This is a genomic window from Klebsiella sp. C239, assembly GCF_048822715.1.
GTDB lineage: Bacteria > Pseudomonadota > Gammaproteobacteria > Enterobacterales > Enterobacteriaceae > Klebsiella > Klebsiella quasipneumoniae.
Window position 1 is genome coordinate 15,122 of the sequence record NZ_JBMEZK010000006.1, and the last position, 20,086, is coordinate 35,207.

A 20,086-nucleotide genomic window follows, 5' to 3' on the forward strand; every position below is an offset into this window, starting at 1 on the left:
ACAGAGGATAACCGCGCATGGTGCTTGGCAAACCGCAAACAGACCCTACCCTTGAATGGTTCTTGTCTCATTGCCACATTCATAAGTACCCATCAAAGAGCACGCTGATCCACCAGGGTGAGAAAGCAGAAACGCTGTACTACATCGTTAAAGGCTCCGTGGCTGTACTCATCAAGGATGAAGAAGGTAAAGAGATGATCCTCTCCTACCTCAACCAGGGCGATTTCATCGGTGAATTAGGCCTGTTTGAAGAGGGTCAGGAGCGTAGCGCCTGGGTACGGGCGAAAACCGCATGTGAAGTGGCCGAGATCTCTTATAAGAAATTCCGTCAGCTGATCCAGGTGAACCCGGACATTCTGATGCGTCTCTCTTCGCAAATGGCTCGCCGTCTGCAGGTGACGTCTGAGAAAGTGGGCAACCTCGCCTTCCTCGACGTGACGGGCCGTATCGCCCAGACGCTGCTGAACCTGGCGAAGCAACCCGATGCCATGACCCACCCGGATGGTATGCAAATTAAAATTACCCGTCAGGAAATTGGTCAGATCGTCGGCTGCTCTCGTGAAACCGTTGGCCGTATTTTGAAAATGCTGGAAGATCAGAACCTGATTTCCGCCCACGGTAAAACTATCGTCGTCTACGGCACCCGTTAAGTTGCTAAGCGGCGTATTGCTCCTGCAGTACGCCGTTTTTGTTTTTCCCTCATGTGGCGCAGGCTGATTTACCACCCGGAAGTCAACTATGCACTGCGGCAAACGCTGGTGCTGTGTCTGCCTGTGGCCATCGGTCTTCTGCTCGGCCATCTCCAGCAGGGACTCCTGTTTTCCTTAGTTCCCGCCTGCTGCAACATCGCCGGTCTCGACACTCCGCATAAGCGCTTTTTTAAGCGTCTGATTATCGGCGGCTGTCTGTTTGCCGGATGCAGCCTGGTGGTGCAGCTGCTGCTCGCCCAGACCATACCTTTGCCGCTTATTCTCAGCGGCCTGGCGCTATTGCTCGGCGTCACCGCGGAAATCAGTTCGCTGCACGCGCGCCTGCTGCCCGCGTCGCTGATCGCCGCCATCTTTACCCTGAGCCTGGCGGGCAATATGCCCGTCTGGGAGCCGCTGCTGATCTACGCCTTCGGCACGCTATGGTACGGCGTGTTTAACTGGTTCTGGCTGTGGCGCGAACAGCCGCTGCGGGAGTCGCTCAGTCTGCTCTACCGGGAACTGGCCAATTATTGCGAAGCCAAATATAGCCTGTTGACCCAGCATACCGATCCCTCGACCGCCCTGCCGCCGCTGCTCATCCGCCAGCAGAAGGTGGTCGATTTAATCACCCAGTGCTATCAGCAGATGCATATGCTGGCCGCCAACCAACGTAACGACCACAAACGTCTTCTGCGGGCGTTCCAGATGGGGCTGGATCTACAGGAGCATATTTCGGTCAGCCTGCATCAGCCGGAAGAGGTGCAAAAGCTGGTTGAGCGCAGCCATGCCGAAGCGGTGATCCGCTGGAACGCGCAGACCGTCGCCGCCCGCCTGCGGGTGCTGGCGGATGACATGCTCTATCATCGTTTTCCGCAGCGTTTCCAGATGGATAAACAGATCGGCGCCCTGGAAAAGATCGCCCGCCAGCATCCGGATAACCCGGTCGGCCACTTCTGCGCCTGGCACTTCAGCCGCATCGCCCGGGTGCTGCATACCCAGCGCCCGCTGTATGCCCGGGATCTGATGGCTGACAAAGAGCGTCGTTTACCGTTGTTTCCCGCGCTAAAGAACTATCTGTCGCTGAAGTCGCCCGCGCTGCGCAACGCCGCCCGCATCAGCGTGATGCTGAGCATCGCCAGCCTGATGGGCAACGCCCTGCATTTGCCGAAGCCCTACTGGATCCTGATGACCGTCCTCTTCGTGACACAGAACGGCTATGGCGCCACGCGGGTACGTATTGTCCACCGGGCGGCGGGGACGCTCGCCGGCCTGATCATCGCCGGGCTGACCTTGCACTTTCACGTTCCGGAGAGCTATACCCTGAGCGGGATGCTGCTGATCACCCTGTTCAGCTATCTGATCATCCGCAAACACTATGGCTGGGCGATGGTGGGGTTTACGGTGACGGCGGTATATACCCTGCAGCTTCTGACGCTCAACGGCGAACAGTTTATTATCGCCCGGCTGATCGACACGCTGATCGGCTGCCTGATCGCCTTCGGCGGGATGGTCTGGCTGTGGCCGCAGTGGCAGAGCGGCCTGCTGAAAAAAAACGCCCACGATGCGCTGGAGGCCGACCAGCAGGCGATTCGCCTGATCCTCAGCCCCGACCCCAAAGCGCCCGCGCTGGCCTACCAGCGCATGCGCGTCAATCAGGCGCACAACGCGCTCTACAACTCCCTGAATCAGGCGATGCAGGAGCCCGGGTTTAATACCCACTACCTGGAAGATATGAAGCTATGGGTGACGCACAGCCAGTTTATCGTCGAACACATCAACGCCATGACCACTTTGGCCCGGGAGCATACGATGCTCACCCCGGATCTTGCCCAGCGCTATCTCGAATCCTGTGAGATTGCCCTGCAGCGCTGTCAGCAACGGCTGGACAGCGATGGTCCCGGCAGCGCAGGGGATGTCAATATTATGGAGTCACCGGAAAGCGAGGTGCCGATCGGTCCGTTAAGCACCCTGGAGCAGCATCTGCAACGCATTCTGGGCCATCTGAACACCATGCACACCATTTCGTCAGTGGCATGGCGTCAGCGGCCGCATCACGGCATCTGGCTGCGGAAGATCAGCCGTTAATCACCTTTGCCACGGCCTGGGCAAAGCGCGCCATCCCCTCGGCAATATCCTGCTCTTCGATGATCAGCGAGGGAACAAAACGCATCACGTCCGGCCCGGCGTTAAGCACCATGACGCCGGCTTCCGCAGCGGCATAGAGAAAATCACGCGCGCGGCCCTTGTGCTGCGGCTTGAGTTCGGCGCCAATCAGCAGGCCCATCCCGCGAATATCACTGAACAGATCAAACTCGGCATCCAGCTGCTGTAGGTGTTTGACGAACAGTTCGCGTTTGGCGTTCACGCCATCCAGCACCGCCGGGGTATTGATCAGATCGAAAGCGGCGTTGGCGACCGCGCAGGCCAGCGGGTTGCCGCCGTAGGTTGAGCCATGGGAACCCGCATGGAAGGCGCTGGCGATCTCGTGGGTAGTCAACATGGCGCTGACCGGGAAACCGCCGCCCAGCGCTTTGGCGCTGGTGAGAATATCCGGGGTTACGCCATAGTGCATATAGGCAAACAGCGATCCGGTACGCCCCATTCCGCACTGCACTTCATCAAAGACTAACAGCGCCTGGTGTTGTTCGCACAGTTCGCGCAGCCCCTGCAGGAACGCCGGCGTCGCTGCCGTCACGCCGCCTTCGCCCTGAATCGGCTCCACCACCACCGCGCAGGTGTGGTCATCCATCACCGCTTTTACCGCCTGTAGGTCGTTGAAGGGAACATGGACAATATCCGCCGGTTTCGGGCCGAAACCATCGGAGTACTTCGGCTGCCCGCCGACGGAGACGGTAAACAGGGAGCGACCATGAAAGGCATTATGGAAAGCGATGATTTTGGTTTTGTACGGGCTATGGCGGGTCACCGCATAGTGACGCGCCAGCTTAAAGGCCGTTTCATTGGCTTCGGTACCGGAGTTCATAAACACCACTCGCTCGGCGAAGGTGGCATCGACAAGTTTACGTCCCAGGCGCAGCGCTGGCTCATTGGTAAAGACGTTGCTGGTATGCCACAGCGTTTCGCCCTGCTCGTGGAGCGCCGCCACCAGCGCCGGGTGGCAATGGCCGAGCGCCGTCACCGCGATACCGCCGGCGAAATCAACATACTCTTTGCCCTGCTGATCCCAGACGCGGCTGCCTTTTCCCTTTACCGGGATGAATTCTGCCGGTGCATAAATTGGCAAAATAACTTCATCGAATGTGGCGCGGGTGATTGCCGGTTGTTCAGTTGCCATGTCTTGCCCATCCCTCTTCGTTATGCAGATGCGATTATGATAATCTAATCACAAAATATGCATAAAAAATCAGTCAATGGCAACCGAAATCACCGCTTAATAAAGTTCGCCAGCAATTGATGGCCCTGTTCGCTGAGGATGCTTTCCGGATGGAACTGCACGCCCTCGAGATCCCAGTCGCGATGACGGATCCCCATAATCTCACCGCTGGCGCTGCGGGCGGTGACGATAAACTCAGGCGGCAGCGTCGGCGGGTCAATCACCAGCGAATGATAGCGGGTCACCGTCAAAGGATTATTCAGCCCCAGAAACACCCCTTCGCCGTTATGCTCGATAAGCGAGGTTTTTCCATGCATCACCTGCGCCGCCCGCACAATGGTCGCGCCAAACGCCTGGGCTATCGCCTGATGCCCGAGGCAGACGCCCAGCAGCGGCGTTTTCCCTGCATAGTGACGGATTACCGCGAGGGAAATCCCCGCTTCATCCGGCGTACAGGGACCAGGCGAAATCACTATCTTCTCCGGCGCCAGCGACGCTATCTCCTCCAGCGTCAACGCATCGTTGCGCCTGACCAGCACTTCCGCCCCCAGTTCGCAAAAGTACTGATACAGATTCCAGGTGAAAGAGTCATAGTTATCGATAAGCAGGATCATAGCGGCTCCGGAACAATCAAACCGGGCTATTCTACTCAGATTCCCGCGCTTCGCTTACCACTTTGCGAAAGATCGCCGCCAGCGGGTCCGGATCGCCCATCGCGCCCTGCTGACAGGCGGTGCTCCAGGCGGCAGGATCGACGTCACGCCAGTCAAGAAGGTAGCCGGCATGTATCGCCAGCTGTTCAAAGAAAATGCGCTGGGTCAGGCCATTGCCGAGACGAAAAGGGTGCAGCACATTAATTTCACCATAGAACCAGCTCAGGCGTTCGATAAAGGTATCCCGCGGCAGGCCGCAGAGATAATCCTCCTGCTCCAGGGCCTGCATCAGGGCGTTCCCCTCCTCTTCGATGCGGCCAAAGTGGCAGAACGGCGTATCGCCCAGGTAGAGGTTCACTTCACGCAGCCTACCCGCCCAGTCAAACAGATCCTGATACAGCTGATGATGAATAGCGCACAGATAGGGTAAGCCGCGCACCCGCGGGCCCAGCGGCAGGGTGGCCGCCCGCAGGGACGTCATCTCCAGGGCAGCCTGCTGCAGCGTTTTAGCCTGGCGGATGCCGAGGCGGTTGCGCAGGACGTTCAGCGCCGGATAGAGGTAAGGATCGCGTTCATCGCCAAATTTATCGCTCATACTCCCTCCGCAGCGTCGCGAGGCGAGCCTGCGCCTCCTCGGCAGTCAGCGTAACCAGCGGCACCGATACGCCTTCGAGGCGACGGCTGGCCTGAAAATTGCTATTACGTGTCTGTTCCCAGAGCCGGGATTTTTGCTTATCGGTGAGTGGACGCATCGTCGCCCCCCTTATCGTCCCCTGTGTGCCACAAGTATAAGCAGCAATTACAGGTTATGCCGGGAGGCAACCGGGCGCGGCGATAAACCACCGCGCCGCGGGAGGATTAGGGCAGCACTTTCGCAGAGAGGATAACAACCGGTTTAGTCGGCACATTCTGGTATGGGCCGACGTTATGAGTCTGGACCTGGGAGATCTTATCCGCAACGTCCATGCCTTTGACTACCTTGCCAAACACCGCATAGCCAAAGTCGCGCTGGCCATGGTCGAGGAAGGCGTTATCCGCCACGTTGATAAAGAACTGGCTGGTGGCGCTATCCTGATCGGCGGTACGCGCCATCGCGATGGTGCCGCGGGTGTTGCGCAGGCCGTTGTCTGCTTCATTCTTGATCGGCGGGTTAGGCTGTTTCTGCTGCATCTGCTCGTTAAAGCCGCCGCCCTGCACCATGAATCCCGGGATCACGCGGTGGAAGGTGGTGTTGTTGTAGAAGCCGCTGTTAACGTACTTCAGGAAGTTATCCACGGAAATCGGGGCTTTCTGGCTGTTTAACTCAAGCTCAATGTTACCTGCCGAGGTGGTCAGCAGCACATGCGGATCGCCCTTTGCCGCCATGGCCGGGGAGAAAGCTGAAATGGCGAAAACGGCAGCCATCGCCGCCAGTGTTGATTTGAGCATGGAAATTCCTTAACGGAGCAGAATAAAAGCGAGTGCCTTGATTCTAAAGAGCCTTTGCATCCTGGGCCAGCCTTTTACCAAATTTTACTTAGCTGTAATAATTGTAACCGCGCAAACGTTCTCCCTGGCGTCGAAAAAAGCGTGATGCAAGTCACATTAAAACATGCAAAAGATAACGTATTTCACAATAAACATTTAATTACATCACCTGAACGACTAAAATCTGTCCGCCCGGCGCAGCGTCAACGCGCTTTACCTTTCTATTCACAGGCCAGTCATGACTAACAGCAACCGTATTAAGCTCACATGGATCAGCTTCTTCTCCTACGCCCTGACCGGCGCGTTGGTGATCGTCACCGGGATGGTGATGGGTAACATTGCGGATTATTTCCATCTGCCCGTTTCCAGTATGAGCAACACCTTTACCTTTCTGAACGCCGGTATTCTGATCTCCATTTTCCTCAATGCCTGGCTGATGGAGATCGTGCCGCTGAAAACTCAGCTGCGTTTTGGCTTTATTTTAATGGTGCTGGCGGTGGCCGGCCTGATGCTCAGCCACAGCCTGGCGCTGTTCTCCGCGTCGATGTTCGTTCTCGGCCTGGTCAGCGGGATCACCATGTCGATCGGGACCTTCCTGATCACCCATATGTATGAAGGCCGTCAGCGCGGGGCGCGTCTGCTGTTTACCGACTCCTTCTTTAGCATGGCGGGAATGATTTTTCCGATGGTCGCCGCGGTCCTGCTGGCGCGCAGCATCGAGTGGTACTGGGTCTACGCCTGTATCGGTCTGGTGTATGTCGCTATTTTCGTCCTGACATTCGGCTGTGACTTCCCGGTGCTCGGCAAAAAAGCGCAGAGCGAAAACAGCCAGCCGGTGGTGAAAGAGAAGTGGGGCATCGGCGTGCTGTTCCTCTCCGTCGCGGCGCTGTGCTACATCCTCGGTCAGCTGGGCTTTATCTCCTGGGTACCGGAATATGCCAAGAGCCTGGGCATGAGCCTCGGCGATGCCGGTAAACTGGTGAGCGATTTCTGGATGTCCTACATGATCGGCATGTGGTCATTCAGCTTTATCCTGCGCTTCTTCGACCTGCAGCGCATCTTAACCGTCCTCGCCGGCCTCGCGACGGTGCTGATGTACCTGTTTATCAATGGTTCGCCGGAGCATATGCCGTGGTTTATTCTGACACTGGGCTTCTTCTCCAGCGCCATCTACACCTCGATCATTACGCTCGGTTCGCAGCAAACTAAAGTCGCTTCACCAAAGCTGGTGAACTTTATCCTCACCTGCGGCACCATCGGCACCATGCTGACTTTCGTGGTCACCGGCCCGATTGTGGCTGCCAGCGGTCCGCTGGCAGCGCTGCACACCGCTAACGGCCTCTACGCCGTGGTGTTCGTGATGTGCTTTATCCTCGGCTTCGTCTCCCGTCACCGCCAGAACAACGCGCAGGCGGCGTCTCACTAAGCCTTCGGCCCCTTTGCGTCCGCAAGGGGGCTGTTCCTCATAAAAGAGAGCGCCTCGCCACCGCGGTCGGTCTGGATCCAGGTTTGCGCCAGCTGGGTAATCGCGATCACCCTTCCCTGGCGAATTGACCAGCGCACAGGCACCTGGCAGCGTACCGCCTCAAAGCCATTCTCCGCCGGGAGGATGATCAGGTTAGCCGGGTTGCCGCTGACGATGCCGTAATCGGTCAGGCCAAACGTGCGGGCGCTGTTGTCAGTGATAAGCTGCAGGCCGTCGTTAATCTGCTGGTAGCCCATCAGCTGGCAAACGTGCAGCCCCATATGCAGGACCTGCAGCATATTACCGGTCCCCAGCGGGTACCACGGGTCAAAGACATCATCATGACCAAAGCAAACGTTGATCCCCGCCGCCATCAGCTCCTTCACCCGGGTAATGCCCCGTCGCTTCGGGTAGTCGTCAAACCGGCCCTGCAGATGAATATTGACCAGCGGATTGGCGACAAAGTTGATGCCGGAGAGCTTTAGCAGGCGGAACAGGCGCGAGGTATAGGCGCCATTATAGGAGTGCATGGCGGTGGTATGGCTGGCCGTCACCCGCGGCCCTATCCCCGCCTTCAGCGCCAGCGCGGCAACGGTTTCAACAAAGCGCGACTGTTCATCGTCAATTTCATCGCAGTGAATATCCAGCGGGCGGTCATATTTCTGCGCCAGTCGAAAGGCGATATGCAGCGATTCCACCCCATATTCACGGGTGAACTCAAAGTGCGGGATCGCCCCGACGACATCCGCCCCCAGCTTCAGGGCCTCTTCCAGCAGCGCCTCGCCGTTGGGGTAAGAGAGGATCCCCTCCTGCGGAAAAGCGACAATCTGCAGCTCGACCCATGGCGCCACCTCCTTTTTGACCTCCAGCATCGCCTTCAGCGCCGTCAACGTTGGATCGGAGACATCGACATGGGTACGGACAAACTGCACGCCGTTGGCGATCTGCCACTTGAGGGTTTTCCACGCCCGGGCTTTAACGTCCTCATGGCTGAGCAGCGCTTTCCGCTCCGCCCAGCGCTCAATCCCCTCGAACAGGGTGCCGGACTGGTTCCAGTTCGGCTCACCGGCCGTCTGGGTGGTATCCAGATGGATATGCGGCTCAATAAAAGGCGGGATCGCCAGGCCGCCGCGAGCGTTCAGCACCTCGTAGCTTTCGTCCCGCGCCTCCCCCATCGGTGTGATCTCGCCAAAGCGGCCCTTATCTATCGCTATCTGCCACAGGCCGTCGCGGTCTGCCAGGCGTACGTTCTGAATCAACCAAAGCGGCGCTGCTGTCATATCACCCTCTCTATTCAATACGGCTTGTTTTCTACTCAACCCCAATCGCGACCCACCCAATTCTTGTACACAAAATCGGCAAAAAGGAAAAGCCAGCGTTTTCCACAACTTAGAAAATTACAGACAAATCAATTATATACCCATTAAGTGGTAGGTGAAGTTGTCATTGATTTGCATCAATAAGCCTGATGGCTGAATCGTTAAGGTAGGCGGTAATAGAAAAGAAATCGAGGCAAAAATGAGCAAAGTCAGAATCGCTATTATCGGTAACGGCATGGTTGGCCATCGCTTTATCGAAGAGCTTCTCGATAAGGCGCCTACCGGACAGTTCGACATTACCGTGTTCTGTGAAGAACCGCGTATCGCCTACGACCGTGTCCACCTGTCGTCTTATTTCTCCCACCATACCGCAGAAGAGCTGTCGCTGGTCCGCGAAGGTTTCTATGAGAAACACGGCGTCAAGGTGCTGGTCGGCGAACGGGCCATCACCATCAACCGCCAGGAGAAAGTGATCCACTCCAGCGCCGGGCGCACGGTGTTCTACGACAAGCTGATTATGGCGACCGGCTCATACCCCTGGATCCCGCCGATTAAAGGCGCGGAAACTCAGGATTGCTTCGTCTATCGCACCATTGAAGATCTTAACGCCATTGAATCCTGCGCCCGTCGCAGCAAACGCGGCGCGGTGGTCGGCGGCGGCCTGCTCGGCCTGGAAGCCGCAGGCGCCCTGAAAAACCTCGGTGTCGAAACCCATGTTATCGAATTCGCGCCGATGCTGATGGCCGAGCAGCTCGACCAGATGGGCGGCGAGCAGCTGCGGCGCAAAATTGAAAGCATGGGCGTGAAAGTTCACACCAGCAAAAACACCAAAGAGATCGTTCAGCAGGGTACCGAGGCGCGCAAAACCATGCGCTTCGCCGACGGTAGCGAGCTGCAGGTCGATTTCATCGTCTTCTCTACCGGGATCCGCCCGCGCGATAAACTGGCCACCCAGTGCGGACTGGCGGTTGCCCAGCGCGGCGGCATCATGGTCAACGATAGCTGCCAGACCTCCGACCCGGATATCTATGCCATCGGCGAATGCGCCAGCTGGAACAACCGCGTGTATGGCCTCGTCGCGCCGGGTTATAAAATGGCCCAGGTGGCCGTCGACCACCTCCTCGGCAGTGAAAACAGCTTCACCGGCGCTGACCTCAGCGCCAAGCTGAAGCTGCTGGGTGTAGACGTGGGCGGTATCGGCGATGCCCACGGCCGCACGCCGGGCGCCCGCAGCTACGTCTATCTCGACGAAAGCAAAGAAGTTTATAAGCGTCTGATCGTCAGCGCCGATAACAAAACCCTGCTCGGCGCGGTGCTGGTCGGCGACACCAGCGACTACGGCAACCTGCTGCAGCTGGTGCTGAACGCCATCGAGTTGCCAGAGAATCCGGATTCGCTGATCCTCCCGGCCCACGCCGGCAGCGGCAAGCCGTCGATCGGCGTCGATAAACTGCCGGACAGCGCGCAAATCTGCTCCTGCTTCGACGTCAGTAAAGGCGACCTGATCGCCGCCATCAACAAAGGCTGCCATACCGTCGCGGCGCTGAAAGCGGAAACCAAGGCCGGTACCGGCTGCGGCGGCTGTATCCCGTTGGTCACCCAGGTGCTCAACGCCGAGCTGGCAAAACAGGGTATCGAGGTCAACAACAACCTGTGCGAACATTTCGCTTACTCCCGCCAGGAGCTGTTCCACCTGATCCGCGTGGAAGGCATCAAAACCTTCGACGAACTGCTGGCCAAACACGGCCAGGGCTACGGTTGTGAAGTGTGTAAACCGACCGTCGGCTCCCTGCTGGCCTCCTGCTGGAATGAGTACATCCTCAAGCCTCAGCACACGCCGCTGCAGGACACCAACGACAACTTCCTCGCCAACATCCAGAAAGATGGCACCTACTCGGTCATTCCGCGCTCCGCGGGCGGCGAAATCACGCCGGAAGGGCTGGTCGCCGTGGGCCGTATCGCTCGTGAATTCAATCTGTACACCAAAATCACCGGTTCCCAGCGCATCGGCCTGTTTGGCGCGCAGAAAGACGACCTGCCGGAGATCTGGCGGCAGCTGATTGAAGCGGGCTTCGAAACCGGCCACGCCTACGCCAAAGCGCTGCGTATGGCGAAAACCTGCGTCGGCAGCACCTGGTGCCGCTACGGGGTCGGCGACAGCGTCGGCTTCGGCGTCGAACTGGAAAACCGCTACAAAGGCATCCGTACGCCGCACAAAATGAAGTTCGGCGTCTCCGGCTGTACCCGCGAATGTGCGGAAGCCCAGGGCAAAGACGTCGGGATCATCGCCACCGAGAAAGGCTGGAACCTGTACGTGTGCGGTAACGGCGGGATGAAGCCGCGCCATGCCGATCTGCTGGCCGCGGACCTCGATCGCGAGAAGCTGATTAAGTATCTCGACCGCTTTATGATGTTCTACATCCGCACCGCCGATAAGCTGACCCGCACCGCGCCGTGGCTGGACAACATGGAAGGCGGGATCGACTATCTGCGCAGCGTCATCATCGATGACAAGCTCGGTCTGAACGACCATCTGGAAGAGGAGCTGGCTCGCCTGCGCGCCGCCTTCGCCTGCGAGTGGACCGAGACCGTCAATAACCCGGCGGCGCAGACCCGCTTCAAACACTTTATCAACAGCGACCAGCGCGACCCGAACGTTCAGGTTGTGCCGGAACGTGACCAGCATCGCCCGGCCACGCCGTATGAGCGCATCCCGGTTACTCTGGTGGAGGAAAAAGCATGAGCCAGTGGGTAAACATCTGCAACATTGACGACATCCTGCCCGCCACCGGCGTCTGCGCCCTGCTCGGTCAGCAGCAGGTGGCGATCTTCCGTCCCTATCATGACGACAGGGTGTTCGCCATCAGCAACATTGATCCGTTCTTTAACGCCAGCGTACTGTCTCGCGGCATTATCGCCGAGCATGACGGCGCCCTGTGGGTTGCCAGCCCGCTGAAAAAACAACGTTTCCGCCTGAGCGACGGCCTGTGTATGGAAGATGCCAGCCACTCTATCGCCCGTTTCGACGCCCGGGTAAAAGACGGCCACGTTCAGCTTAAGGCGTGAGTCCCGCATCCTCCCCCCGGCCACGGGGGGAGATATAAGTAACACTTCTGACCGACAGCGCATGAGTGCGGGATATGTCGCATGTTTTGTATTACCTTTGCTGCTATTCTACGACCACTCATTTTCTACCCCTTATTTTTATGAGGTTATTCTGTGGATCACTTACCCATATTCTGCCAGTTGCGCCAGCGTGATTGTTTACTGGTTGGCGGCGGGGATGTCGCCGAACGCAAGGCCCGTCTGCTGCTGGATGCTGGCGCAAACGTCACGGTCAATGCGCTCGACTTTACCCCGCAGTTTCATGTGTGGGCCGATTCACAGATGCTAACCCTGGTGCAGGGGGAGTTTATCCCCTCGCTGCTGGACAACTGCTGGCTGGCCATCGCCGCTACCGATAATGAGACGGTGAACCAGCAGGTCAGCGACGCGGCCGAAGCGCGGCGTATCTTCTGTAACGTGGTGGATGCCCCGCGCCAGGCCAGCTTTATCATGCCGTCCATTATCGACCGCTCGCCGCTGATGGTCGCCGTCTCCTCGGGCGGGACATCCCCGGTGCTGGCGCGCCTGTTGCGCGAGAAGCTGGAGTCAGTCTTACCCCTGCATCTTGGCCAGCTGGCCCGCTACGCCGGCCATCTGCGCGCGCGCGTGAAGCAGCAGTTTGCCACCGTAGGCGAACGCCGCCGCTTCTGGGAGAAGCTGTTCGTTAACGACCGGCTGGCGCAGTCGCTGGCCAATGACGATCGGCAGGCGGTGGCGGATACCACCGAGCAGCTGCTGACCGAGCCGTTAGAGCATCGCGGCGAGGTCGTCCTGGTTGGCGCCGGCCCTGGTGACGCCGGGCTGCTAACGCTCAAGGGCCTGCAGCAGATCCAGCAGGCCGACGTGGTGGTCTATGACCGGCTGGTCTCCGACGACATTATGAATCTGGTGCGCCGCGATGCCGACCGGGTGTTCGTCGGCAAGCGCTCAGGCTATCACTGCGTGCCGCAGGAGGAGATCAACCAGATCCTGCTGCGCGAAGCGCAAAAAGGAAGACGCGTGGTCCGGCTGAAAGGCGGCGATCCCTTTATCTTTGGCCGCGGCGGAGAGGAGCTGGAGACCCTCTGCGAGGCGGGGATCCCCTTCTCGGTTGTGCCCGGCATCACCGCCGCCTCCGGCTGCTCCGCCTACTCGGGGATCCCGTTGACCCATCGCGATTTCGCCCAGGGCGTCCGCCTGGTCACCGGCCATCTGAAAACCGGCGGCGAGCTGGACTGGGCGAACCTGGCGGTGGAGAAGCAGACCCTGGTGTTCTACATGGGTCTGAACCAGGCGCCGGCGATCCGCGAGAAGCTTATCGCCCACGGCATGGCGGAAGATATGCCTGCCGCCATCGTCGAGAACGGCACCGCCGTGACGCAAAAAGTGGTCAGCGGCACCTTAGGACAGCTAGATATTCTGGCGCAGCAGATGGCCAGCCCGGCGCTGATCATTGTCGGCCGCGTGGTCGGTCTGCGGGATAAACTGAACTGGTTTTCGAACCATTAACCTTCGCCTGACGGCGTGAACGACAGGCATAAAAAAGGGCGGGATAATCCCGCCCTTTTTAGCTGTTGCGTCGCTTACGGCTTGGCGACAAAGCCAATCGCTTCGTATACCGCTTTCAGGGTTTGAGAAGCCCGCGCGCTGGCCTTTTCTGCGCCGTCCTTCATCACCTGATTGAGAAACGCTTCGTCGTTACGGAAACGGTGATAGCGCTCCTGCAGGTCAATCAGCATGCCCGATACCGCTTCGGCGACTTCGCCTTTCAGGTGGCCATACATTTTGCCTTCGAAATGCTGCTCCAGCTCAGGAATGGTTTTCCCGGTGACCGCGGAGAGGATATCCAGCAGGTTGGAGACGCCCGCTTTCTCTTTCAGGTCGTAGCGCACCACCGGCGGCTCGTCGGAGTCGGTGACCGCACGTTTGATCTTCTTGACCACCGATTTCGGGTCTTCCAGCAGGCCGATGACGTTGTTGCGGTTGTCGTCGGACTTGGACATCTTTTTCGTCGGCTCCAGCAGCGACATCACGCGCGCGCCGGATTTAGGGATAAACGGCTCAGGCACTTTAAAAATATCGCCGTAGATAGCGTTAAAACGCTGGGCGATATCGCGGCTCAGTTCAAGGTGCTGTTTCTGATCTTCGCCCACCGGAACCTGGTTGGTCTGGTACAGCAGAATGTCAGCGGCCATCAGTACCGGATAATCAAACAGACCGGCGTTGATGTTCTCCGCGTAGCGCGCGGACTTGTCTTTAAACTGGGTCATGCGGCTCAGTTCGCCGAAATAGGTGTAGCAGTTCAGCGCCCAGCCTAACTGGGCATGTTCCGGCACGTGAGACTGAACGAAAATAGTGCTTTTCTGCGGGTCGATGCCGCAGGCCAGATACAGCGCCAGGGTGTCCAGCGTCGCCTTACGCAGCTGCTGCGGATCCTGGCGCACGGTGATGGCGTGCTGGTCCACGATGCAATAGATGCAGTGGTAATCGTCCTGCATGTTTACCCACTGACGCAGCGCACCCATGTAGTTGCCAATGGTCAGTTCACCTGAGGGCTGTGCGCCACTAAAAACGATGGGCTTAGTCATGTTTCAATTCCTGAGTTTCACTGTGCGGTAACCCGAGAGCGGGTAAGAGTTCATTAAACTGGTCGAAGAGATAGTCCGGCTCGCTCAGCGCAAGCGGTTCGCCATAGTTATAGCCGTAGGTCAGGCCAACAGAGCAGCAGCCTGCCGCTTTGGCCGCCTGAATATCATTACGGGAATCGCCGACGAACAGCAGCACCTCCGGCGTCAGGCCGAGCTTTTGCGCCACCAGCAGCAGCGGTTCCGGATGCGGCTTTTTGTTCTGTACGTCATCGCCGCCGATCACCACGGTAAAGTATTTCGCCATATCGAGCGCGTCCAGCAGCGGGGCGACGAACGGCGTCGGCTTATTGGTCACCAGCGCCAGCGGCAGGCCTTTGGCCTGCAGCGCGCCGAGCGTATCGGCCACTGCCGGAAACAGGAAACTGCCCTCTTCCGCCGCTTCGGCGTAATAGCGGTCAAACAGTTTACGCAAAATGCGCAGCTGTTCGTCTTGCGGAATATCATGATCGTCGACGGAAGGCTTGCCCATCGCCGCACGTAACGTTGCACGCTCCTGGCGAGCCCAGGTCAGCGCCCGCTCCATCAGAACATCGGCGCCGTTGCCGATCCAGGTCACGACGCGTTCTTCTCCCGCCACCGGCAGCTCCAGGGCGTAGAGGGCGTTATCAACGGCGGCGGTCAGACCCGGCGCGCTGTCCACCAGCGTGCCGTCGAGATCAAACGCGATGCCGCGGATCGCCTGTAATTTATCCATGACTCACCTTCGCTAATTCATTACGCATGTGATCAATGACTTTCTTGTAGTCCGGCTGGCCGAAGATCGCCGAACCGGCAACGAACATATCAGCGCCCGCCGCGGCGATTTCGCCGATATTGCTCGCTTTCACTCCGCCATCCACTTCCATGCGAATGTCGTAGCCGGACGCATCGATGCGCTGGCGCACTTCACGCAGTTTATCCAGCGTCTGCGGAATAAAGGACTGGCCGCCAAAGCCCGGGTTAACCGACATCAGCAGGATCACGTCCAGCTTATCCATCACGTAATCGAGATAGCTCAGCGGCGTCGCGGGGTTAAACACCAGGCCCGCTTTGCAGCCGTGCTCTTTGATAAGCTGCAGGCTGCGGTCGACGTGTTCGGAGGCTTCCGGGTGGAAGGTGATGATGCTGGCGCCAGCTTCGGCAAAATCAGGAATGATGCGGTCGACCGGCTTCACCATCAGGTGGACGTCGATCGGCGCGGTAATACCGTAGTTACGCAGCGACTTCAGCACCATCGGGCCAATCGTCAGGTTCGGCACGTAGTGGTTGTCCATGACGTCGAAGTGCACGACATCCGCACCCGCCGCCAGCGCCTTCGCGGTATCCTCACCCAGCCGGGCAAAATCAGCCGACAGAATCGAAGGGGCAATCAAATACTGCTTCATCCGCATCTCCTTGAAATTTATTTGGTCTTAGGCGGACGGTAGAGCGCTAAGAGCTCGTCCACCTTTTTACGCGTACCACCGTTGCTGCTGATGCTGCGCCGAACCTTCACAATATGCGTTTCTGCCGCGTTTTTATACCACTCCTGCGTCAACGGCGTGCGGTGGTTGGAAATCAGCACCGGGATCCGTTTCTTCATCAGCGATTCCGCCTTTTGCGCCAGCAGCACCTGTTGCTCCAGGTTGAAGCTGTTGGTGTGGTAGGCGGTAAAGTTCGCCGTCGCCGTCAACGGCGCATAGGGCGGATCGCAATACACCACCGTGCGGCTATCCGCACGCTGCATGCACTCTTCATAAGATTCGCAGTAAAACTCAGCGTTTTGCGCCTTGTCGGCAAAATGATAGAGCTCAGCCTCGGGGAAATAGGGCTTCTTATAGCGGCCAAACGGCACATTGAATTCGCCGCGCAAATTGTAGCGACACAGGCCGTTGTAGCCGTGACGGTTCAGATACAGGAACAGCACCGCGCGACGCAGCGGATCCTGGCTCTGGTTGAATTCATCACGGTACTGGTAGTAGCGCTCAGCGACGTTGTTTTCCGGGGTAAACATCTCGCGGGCGGCAGCGACATACTCGTCGGTGCGCAATTTGACGATGTTGTACAGGCCGATTAAATCACTGTTGATATCCGCGAGGATATAACGAGAAAAGTCGGTATTGAGAAATACCGACCCGGCGCCCACAAAGGGCTCGATTAAGCACTCACCTTCCGGCAAATGCTTTTTAATATCGTCAAGCAGGGGGTACTTCCCCCCTGCCCACTTTAGAAAAGCGCGATTCTTTTTCATGCTGCCTAACTAATTACACATTCTCCGGCTGTGGAGAAAGCTCCGACAGCATCCTGCGCTTAAGACTACCCCACGGCATTATTTCAGATCAGCCTGAACCTGATGCAGTGGTTTTGCCCATGGATTTTTCGCCTGCACGTCCGGCGGCAGCGAGGTGACCGCGCGTTTCGCTTCATCTTTCGATGAATAGATACCGCTCACCAGCACGTACCACGGTTGGCCGTTACGCGACGTTTCATAGACAACATATCTGTCCAGCTTCTCTTTCTTCGCCCAGTTATTCAGGTTTTCATAGTTAGAGGAGCTGCTGAGCTGCAGGGTATAGTTACCCGACGGCGCAGATTTCATCGAGCTGACGTCACCTGCCGTTTTACCGCTCTTCGCCGCCGGCGCTGCCGCGGCTGCCGTTGCGGCTGGCGCTGCGGTCGTCGCGGTCGTGGCTGGTTTGCTCTGCGCGGTGGCTGCCGGTTTACTTTCGCTGACGGTCGTTTTCGCCGGAGCGGTAGTGGCCGCGCTTTCAACATGCTTCGGCTGGACCGGTTTCGTTTCTACCGGCGCTTTCGCCACCGCCTGTGGTTTCGGCTGCGGCTTCGCTTCGATGACGGTGTGCTTACGCTCGGCCGGACGCGACGTTGCAGCCGTCTGACGTTCGGTCGTCTGGCGCGGCGCCGCGGCGCCACTGGCGCCATTACGGATCGGCGCGACGGTTGCCGGTTCAGTTGGCAGCGTCGAGTTAGCTACGGCGCCGTCCAGCTGGCCCTGCTGCTGGGTCAGCGCGTTATTCAGATCGCCCTGAACTTCAACACGCTGCTGGCCCTGCGGCTCTGTCGCTGCCTGGCCCTGGGTCGGGTTCGCGGCAATAGGCGGTACCGTGACGTCCTGCTGTGTGGTGGTATTGGCGGCTGTCTGATCCTGGCCGGCAGCTGGCGTGCTGGCGGACTGGTCGTCAGACAGATTAATGCTCTTCTCGCCGGAAGCGGTCTGCTGGCTGGACGAAGATGGCGATTTCAGCGCGGAACCGATACCTACGATTAACAGCAACAGCACCAGAATCCCCACGCCCATCATGATGTACTGGCGGGAAGCGGGTTTCGCCGGCGCTTTTTTACGCTTACGCGGACGACGCTCTACAGGCTGCTCTTCGAGCATCTCCTCATCTTCCGCATCCAGTTCTTCTTCGAACTCTTCCTCTTCACGCTCACGACGGGCCTTGCCGGCGCGCGTCGGACGGCCTTCATCGGCATCAAGATCAACATCGTCAAAATTGATCTGCGGATCGGCATCACGCTCGGAAGACTGACGGGAACGACCAGCACGACGATCGTTGCGATCGGCTTTCATATCGTCTTCTGGTTTGAAATCATCCATTTAACACCCCACTAAAAGGCTTATGCTCACGATTATTGCACATCACCCGAAATGATAACGCCGCGCGAACGCGGCCAGACCTTCTTATTGTTGCGCCTGCTGAGTATCAGCAATCGCGCCAAGAACCACATCATGCGGCACTCCGCCGCGCAGCTCGCTGCTTCCTATTGCGAGCGGGAGCACCAGCCGCATTTCGCCAGCCAGTACTTTCTTATCGCGCATCATATGGGGCAAATACGCCTGCGCACTCATTTCCTGCGGGCCGCGTACCGGTAAACCTGCACGCTTGAGCAGATCGATAAGGCGCTGAGTATCCTGCGCGCGGAACTGCCCCAGCCGCTCGGACGTATGCGCCGCCATCACCATACCTGCCGCCACCGCTTCGCCGTGCAGCCAGTTACCGTAGCCCATTTCAGCCTCGATAGCATGGCCGAAGGTATGTCCAAGATTGAGTAAAGCACGTAACCCGGTTTCACGCTCGTCGGCAGCCACAACTTCCGCTTTCAGCTCACAGCAACGGCGAATGCAGTACGCCATGGCCTTTTCATCCAGCGCCAGCAGGGCATCAATGTTGTTTTCCAGCCAGCTGAAGAATGCGCCGTCGAGGATCACCCCATACTTGATGACCTCAGCCAGTCCGGAAGCGAGTTCGCGCTTCGGAAGCGTCTTCAGACAGTTAAGATCAACCACCACGGAAACCGGCTGCCAGAAGGCGCCAATCATGTTTTTGCCGAGAGGGTGGTTCACTGCGGTTTTGCCGCCGACCGACGAGTCGACCTGCGACAGCAAGGTGGTAGGGACCTGGATAAAACGCACGCCGCGCTGATAGCTTGCCGCGGCGAAACCGGTTAAATCACCGATAACACCGCCGCCGAGCGCCACCAGCGTGGTGTCGCGGCCATGGGGTTTTTGTAACAGCGCGGTAAATACGGTATCCATCACCGCCAGGCTTTTATACTGCTCGCCGTCGGGCAGGATCACGCTGTCAACGTTGACCCCTGCCTGCTCCAGCGCAGAGCGGACGGTATCCAGATAAAGCGGCGCCAGCGTTTCGTTGGTGACCAGCATAGCCTGGTCGCCCGACTTGAGTGGCAGGAAGGAAGCTGGATCGTTAAACAAACCAGCCGCGATGGTAATCGGGTAACTACGTTCCCCGAGGGTAACAGTAAGCCTCTCCATAACGCGACATCCACCTCAATGACTTTTACTCTGACGCACTTTTATTAAGCCAGAATCAGTTGCTTTCCAGCATATGAATAATCTGGTTCGCGACGACTTTCGCACTCTGATCGTCTGTGCGGATAGTCACATCGGCGATCTCTTCATACAGCGGGTTACGCTCGTCAGCCAGCGCTTCCAGTACTTCACGAGGCGGCGCATCGACTTGTAGCAAAGGACGCTTTTTATCGCGCTGCGTACGGGCCAACTGCTTCTCGATCGTTGTTTCCAGGTAGACCACCACGCCGCGGGCGGAGAGACGGTTACGCGTTTCACGGGATTTTACAGAGCCGCCGCCAGTCGCCAGCACAATCCCCTGTTTTTCCGTCAACTCATTGATAATTTTTTCTTCACGGTCGCGGAAGCCTTCTTCGCCTTCAACATCGAAGACCCAGCCCACATCAGCGCCAGTGCGTTTCTCAATCTCTTGATCAGAATCGTAAAATTCCATGTTGAGCTGTTGGGCTAACTGGCGCCCAATAGTGCTTTTGCCGGCACCCATAGGCCCAACCAGAAAGATATTGCGTTTCTCTGCCATTTTTTCGGTACTACTAAGACTATTCGTTAATGATAAACCCGCTTCGCAGACACCCAGCGCCGCAGGGCATGAACTGAAACCTCATATGCAATAG

At 58.1% G+C, this 20,086-nt stretch carries 19 protein-coding genes; 6 read left to right on the forward strand and 13 right to left on the reverse strand.

Going from position 1 to position 20,086, the window contains the following annotated elements; all coding sequences use genetic code 11:
- The first annotated feature begins 17 nt into the window (after positions 1-17).
- Both crp and ACOI6Z_RS16760 read left to right on the forward strand, forming a co-directional pair.
- Positions 18-650 (forward strand): cAMP-activated global transcriptional regulator CRP, encoded by a 633-nt coding sequence (crp, locus tag ACOI6Z_RS16755; RefSeq protein ID WP_000242758.1) that lies wholly within the window; start codon positions 18-20, stop codon positions 648-650.
- 51 nt (positions 651-701) lie between these two features.
- Complete coding sequence (locus tag ACOI6Z_RS16760; RefSeq protein ID WP_065812621.1) at positions 702-2,774, forward strand: YccS/YhfK family putative transporter; 2,073 nt, start codon at positions 702-704, stop codon at positions 2,772-2,774.
- On the opposite strand, the gene argD is transcribed toward ACOI6Z_RS16760, so the two are convergent.
- The 5 genes from argD to ppiA form a co-directional block, all read right to left on the reverse strand.
- On the reverse strand, positions 2,764-3,984 hold the full coding sequence (argD, locus tag ACOI6Z_RS16765; RefSeq protein ID WP_065812622.1) for a bifunctional acetylornithine/succinyldiaminopimelate transaminase: 1,221 nt from the start codon (positions 3,982-3,984) through the stop codon (positions 2,764-2,766). The genes ACOI6Z_RS16760 and argD overlap by 11 nt on opposite strands.
- 89 nt (positions 3,985-4,073) lie before the next feature.
- Positions 4,074-4,637: an aminodeoxychorismate synthase component 2 gene (gene pabA / locus ACOI6Z_RS16770; protein WP_023291183.1), complete on the reverse strand. Its 564-nt coding sequence runs from the start codon at positions 4,635-4,637 to the stop codon at positions 4,074-4,076.
- A 31-nt stretch (positions 4,638-4,668) separates the two neighbouring features.
- Positions 4,669-5,271: a putative adenosine monophosphate-protein transferase Fic gene (locus tag ACOI6Z_RS16775; RefSeq protein WP_065812623.1), complete on the reverse strand. Its 603-nt coding sequence runs from the start codon at positions 5,269-5,271 to the stop codon at positions 4,669-4,671.
- Positions 5,261-5,428, reverse strand: a complete 168-nt coding sequence (locus tag ACOI6Z_RS16780; RefSeq protein WP_004202194.1) for a YhfG family protein — start codon at positions 5,426-5,428, stop codon at positions 5,261-5,263. Before ACOI6Z_RS16780 ends, ACOI6Z_RS16775 begins: the two co-directional genes overlap by 11 nt.
- A 106-nt stretch (positions 5,429-5,534) precedes the next feature.
- The gene (gene ppiA, locus ACOI6Z_RS16785) at positions 5,535-6,104 is read right to left on the reverse strand and encodes a peptidylprolyl isomerase A (RefSeq protein ID WP_002920238.1); all 570 of its coding nucleotides are present in this window, start codon (positions 6,102-6,104) and stop codon (positions 5,535-5,537) included.
- A gap of 277 nt (positions 6,105-6,381) precedes the next feature.
- On the opposite strand from ppiA, the gene tsgA reads away from it, so the two are divergent.
- Positions 6,382-7,569 carry an MFS transporter TsgA gene (gene tsgA / locus ACOI6Z_RS16790; RefSeq protein WP_004202192.1) on the forward strand — a complete coding sequence of 396 codons (1,188 nt, stop codon included), beginning with the start codon at positions 6,382-6,384 and terminating at the stop codon, positions 7,567-7,569.
- Here the strand turns inward: tsgA and ACOI6Z_RS16795 are convergent.
- Positions 7,566-8,888 (reverse strand): cytosine deaminase, encoded by a 1,323-nt coding sequence (locus ACOI6Z_RS16795; RefSeq protein WP_032454219.1) that lies wholly within the window; start codon positions 8,886-8,888, stop codon positions 7,566-7,568. The two genes, tsgA and ACOI6Z_RS16795, sit on opposite strands and share 4 nt — an antisense overlap.
- 238 nt (positions 8,889-9,126) lie before the next feature.
- Here ACOI6Z_RS16795 and nirB point away from each other — a divergent pair, with 238 nt between their 5' ends.
- The 3 genes from nirB (at position 9,127) to cysG (ending at position 13,520) form a co-directional block, all read left to right on the forward strand.
- Entirely contained in the window at positions 9,127-11,670 is a 2,544-nt protein-coding gene (gene nirB / locus ACOI6Z_RS16800; RefSeq protein WP_065812624.1) for a nitrite reductase large subunit NirB, read from the forward strand.
- The gene (nirD, locus tag ACOI6Z_RS16805) at positions 11,667-11,993 is read left to right on the forward strand and encodes a nitrite reductase small subunit NirD (protein ID WP_023291187.1); all 327 of its coding nucleotides are present in this window, start codon (positions 11,667-11,669) and stop codon (positions 11,991-11,993) included. Before nirB ends, nirD begins: the two co-directional genes overlap by 4 nt.
- Positions 11,994-12,146: 153 nt before the next feature.
- Complete coding sequence (gene cysG / locus ACOI6Z_RS16810; RefSeq protein WP_023291188.1) at positions 12,147-13,520, forward strand: siroheme synthase CysG; 1,374 nt, start codon at positions 12,147-12,149, stop codon at positions 13,518-13,520.
- A 74-nt stretch (positions 13,521-13,594) separates the two neighbouring features.
- On the opposite strand, the gene trpS is transcribed toward cysG, so the two are convergent.
- The 7 genes from trpS to aroK form a co-directional block, all read right to left on the reverse strand.
- Positions 13,595-14,599: a tryptophan--tRNA ligase gene (trpS, locus tag ACOI6Z_RS16815; RefSeq protein WP_002920253.1), complete on the reverse strand. Its 1,005-nt coding sequence runs from the start codon at positions 14,597-14,599 to the stop codon at positions 13,595-13,597.
- Positions 14,592-15,353, reverse strand: coding sequence for a phosphoglycolate phosphatase (gph, locus tag ACOI6Z_RS16820; protein ID WP_065812625.1), 762 nt, complete (start codon positions 15,351-15,353; stop codon positions 14,592-14,594). Before gph ends, trpS begins: the two co-directional genes overlap by 8 nt.
- Entirely contained in the window at positions 15,346-16,023 is a 678-nt protein-coding gene (rpe, locus tag ACOI6Z_RS16825; RefSeq protein WP_065812626.1) for a ribulose-phosphate 3-epimerase, read from the reverse strand. Before rpe ends, gph begins: the two co-directional genes overlap by 8 nt.
- Before the next feature lie 17 nt (positions 16,024-16,040).
- Positions 16,041-16,868, reverse strand: coding sequence for an adenine-specific DNA-methyltransferase (gene dam, locus ACOI6Z_RS16830; RefSeq protein ID WP_004202178.1), 828 nt, complete (start codon positions 16,866-16,868; stop codon positions 16,041-16,043).
- Between the two features lie 78 nt (positions 16,869-16,946).
- Positions 16,947-18,236, reverse strand: coding sequence for a cell division protein DamX (gene damX / locus ACOI6Z_RS16835; protein ID WP_065812627.1), 1,290 nt, complete (start codon positions 18,234-18,236; stop codon positions 16,947-16,949).
- 84 nt (positions 18,237-18,320) lie between these two features.
- Positions 18,321-19,415, reverse strand: a complete 1,095-nt coding sequence (aroB, locus tag ACOI6Z_RS16840; protein ID WP_044524957.1) for a 3-dehydroquinate synthase — start codon at positions 19,413-19,415, stop codon at positions 18,321-18,323.
- Between the two features lie 55 nt (positions 19,416-19,470).
- Entirely contained in the window at positions 19,471-19,992 is a 522-nt protein-coding gene (aroK, locus tag ACOI6Z_RS16845) for a shikimate kinase AroK (protein ID WP_002920267.1), read from the reverse strand.
- Between the last annotated feature and the right edge of the window lie 94 nt (positions 19,993-20,086).

Excerpts from the sequence above, each read along its gene's own strand:
- aroB (WP_044524957.1), bottom strand. The coding sequence starts at position 19,415 with ATGGAGAGGCTTACTGTTACCCTCGGGGAACGTAGTTACCCGATTACC.
- ACOI6Z_RS16775 (WP_065812623.1), bottom strand. The coding sequence starts at position 5,271 with ATGAGCGATAAATTTGGCGATGAACGCGATCCTTACCTCTATCCGGCG.
- aroK (WP_002920267.1), bottom strand. The coding sequence starts at position 19,992 with ATGGCAGAGAAACGCAATATCTTTCTGGTTGGGCCTATGGGTGCCGGC.
- pabA (WP_023291183.1), bottom strand. The coding sequence starts at position 4,637 with ATGATCCTGCTTATCGATAACTATGACTCTTTCACCTGGAATCTGTAT.
- ACOI6Z_RS16760 (WP_065812621.1), top strand. The coding sequence starts at position 702 with ATGTGGCGCAGGCTGATTTACCACCCGGAAGTCAACTATGCACTGCGG.
- ACOI6Z_RS16795 (WP_032454219.1), bottom strand. The coding sequence starts at position 8,888 with ATGACAGCAGCGCCGCTTTGGTTGATTCAGAACGTACGCCTGGCAGAC.
- nirD (WP_023291187.1), top strand. The coding sequence starts at position 11,667 with ATGAGCCAGTGGGTAAACATCTGCAACATTGACGACATCCTGCCCGCC.
- trpS (WP_002920253.1), bottom strand. The coding sequence starts at position 14,599 with ATGACTAAGCCCATCGTTTTTAGTGGCGCACAGCCCTCAGGTGAACTG.
- ACOI6Z_RS16780 (WP_004202194.1), bottom strand. The coding sequence starts at position 5,428 with ATGCGTCCACTCACCGATAAGCAAAAATCCCGGCTCTGGGAACAGACA.
- gph (WP_065812625.1), bottom strand. The coding sequence starts at position 15,353 with ATGGATAAATTACAGGCGATCCGCGGCATCGCGTTTGATCTCGACGGC.
- ppiA (WP_002920238.1), bottom strand. The coding sequence starts at position 6,104 with ATGCTCAAATCAACACTGGCGGCGATGGCTGCCGTTTTCGCCATTTCA.
- dam (WP_004202178.1), bottom strand. The coding sequence starts at position 16,868 with ATGAAAAAGAATCGCGCTTTTCTAAAGTGGGCAGGGGGGAAGTACCCC.
- nirB (WP_065812624.1), top strand. The coding sequence starts at position 9,127 with ATGAGCAAAGTCAGAATCGCTATTATCGGTAACGGCATGGTTGGCCAT.
- rpe (WP_065812626.1), bottom strand. The coding sequence starts at position 16,023 with ATGAAGCAGTATTTGATTGCCCCTTCGATTCTGTCGGCTGATTTTGCC.
- damX (WP_065812627.1), bottom strand. The coding sequence starts at position 18,236 with ATGGATGATTTCAAACCAGAAGACGATATGAAAGCCGATCGCAACGAT.
- crp (WP_000242758.1), top strand. The coding sequence starts at position 18 with ATGGTGCTTGGCAAACCGCAAACAGACCCTACCCTTGAATGGTTCTTG.
- tsgA (WP_004202192.1), top strand. The coding sequence starts at position 6,382 with ATGACTAACAGCAACCGTATTAAGCTCACATGGATCAGCTTCTTCTCC.
- argD (WP_065812622.1), bottom strand. The coding sequence starts at position 3,984 with ATGGCAACTGAACAACCGGCAATCACCCGCGCCACATTCGATGAAGTT.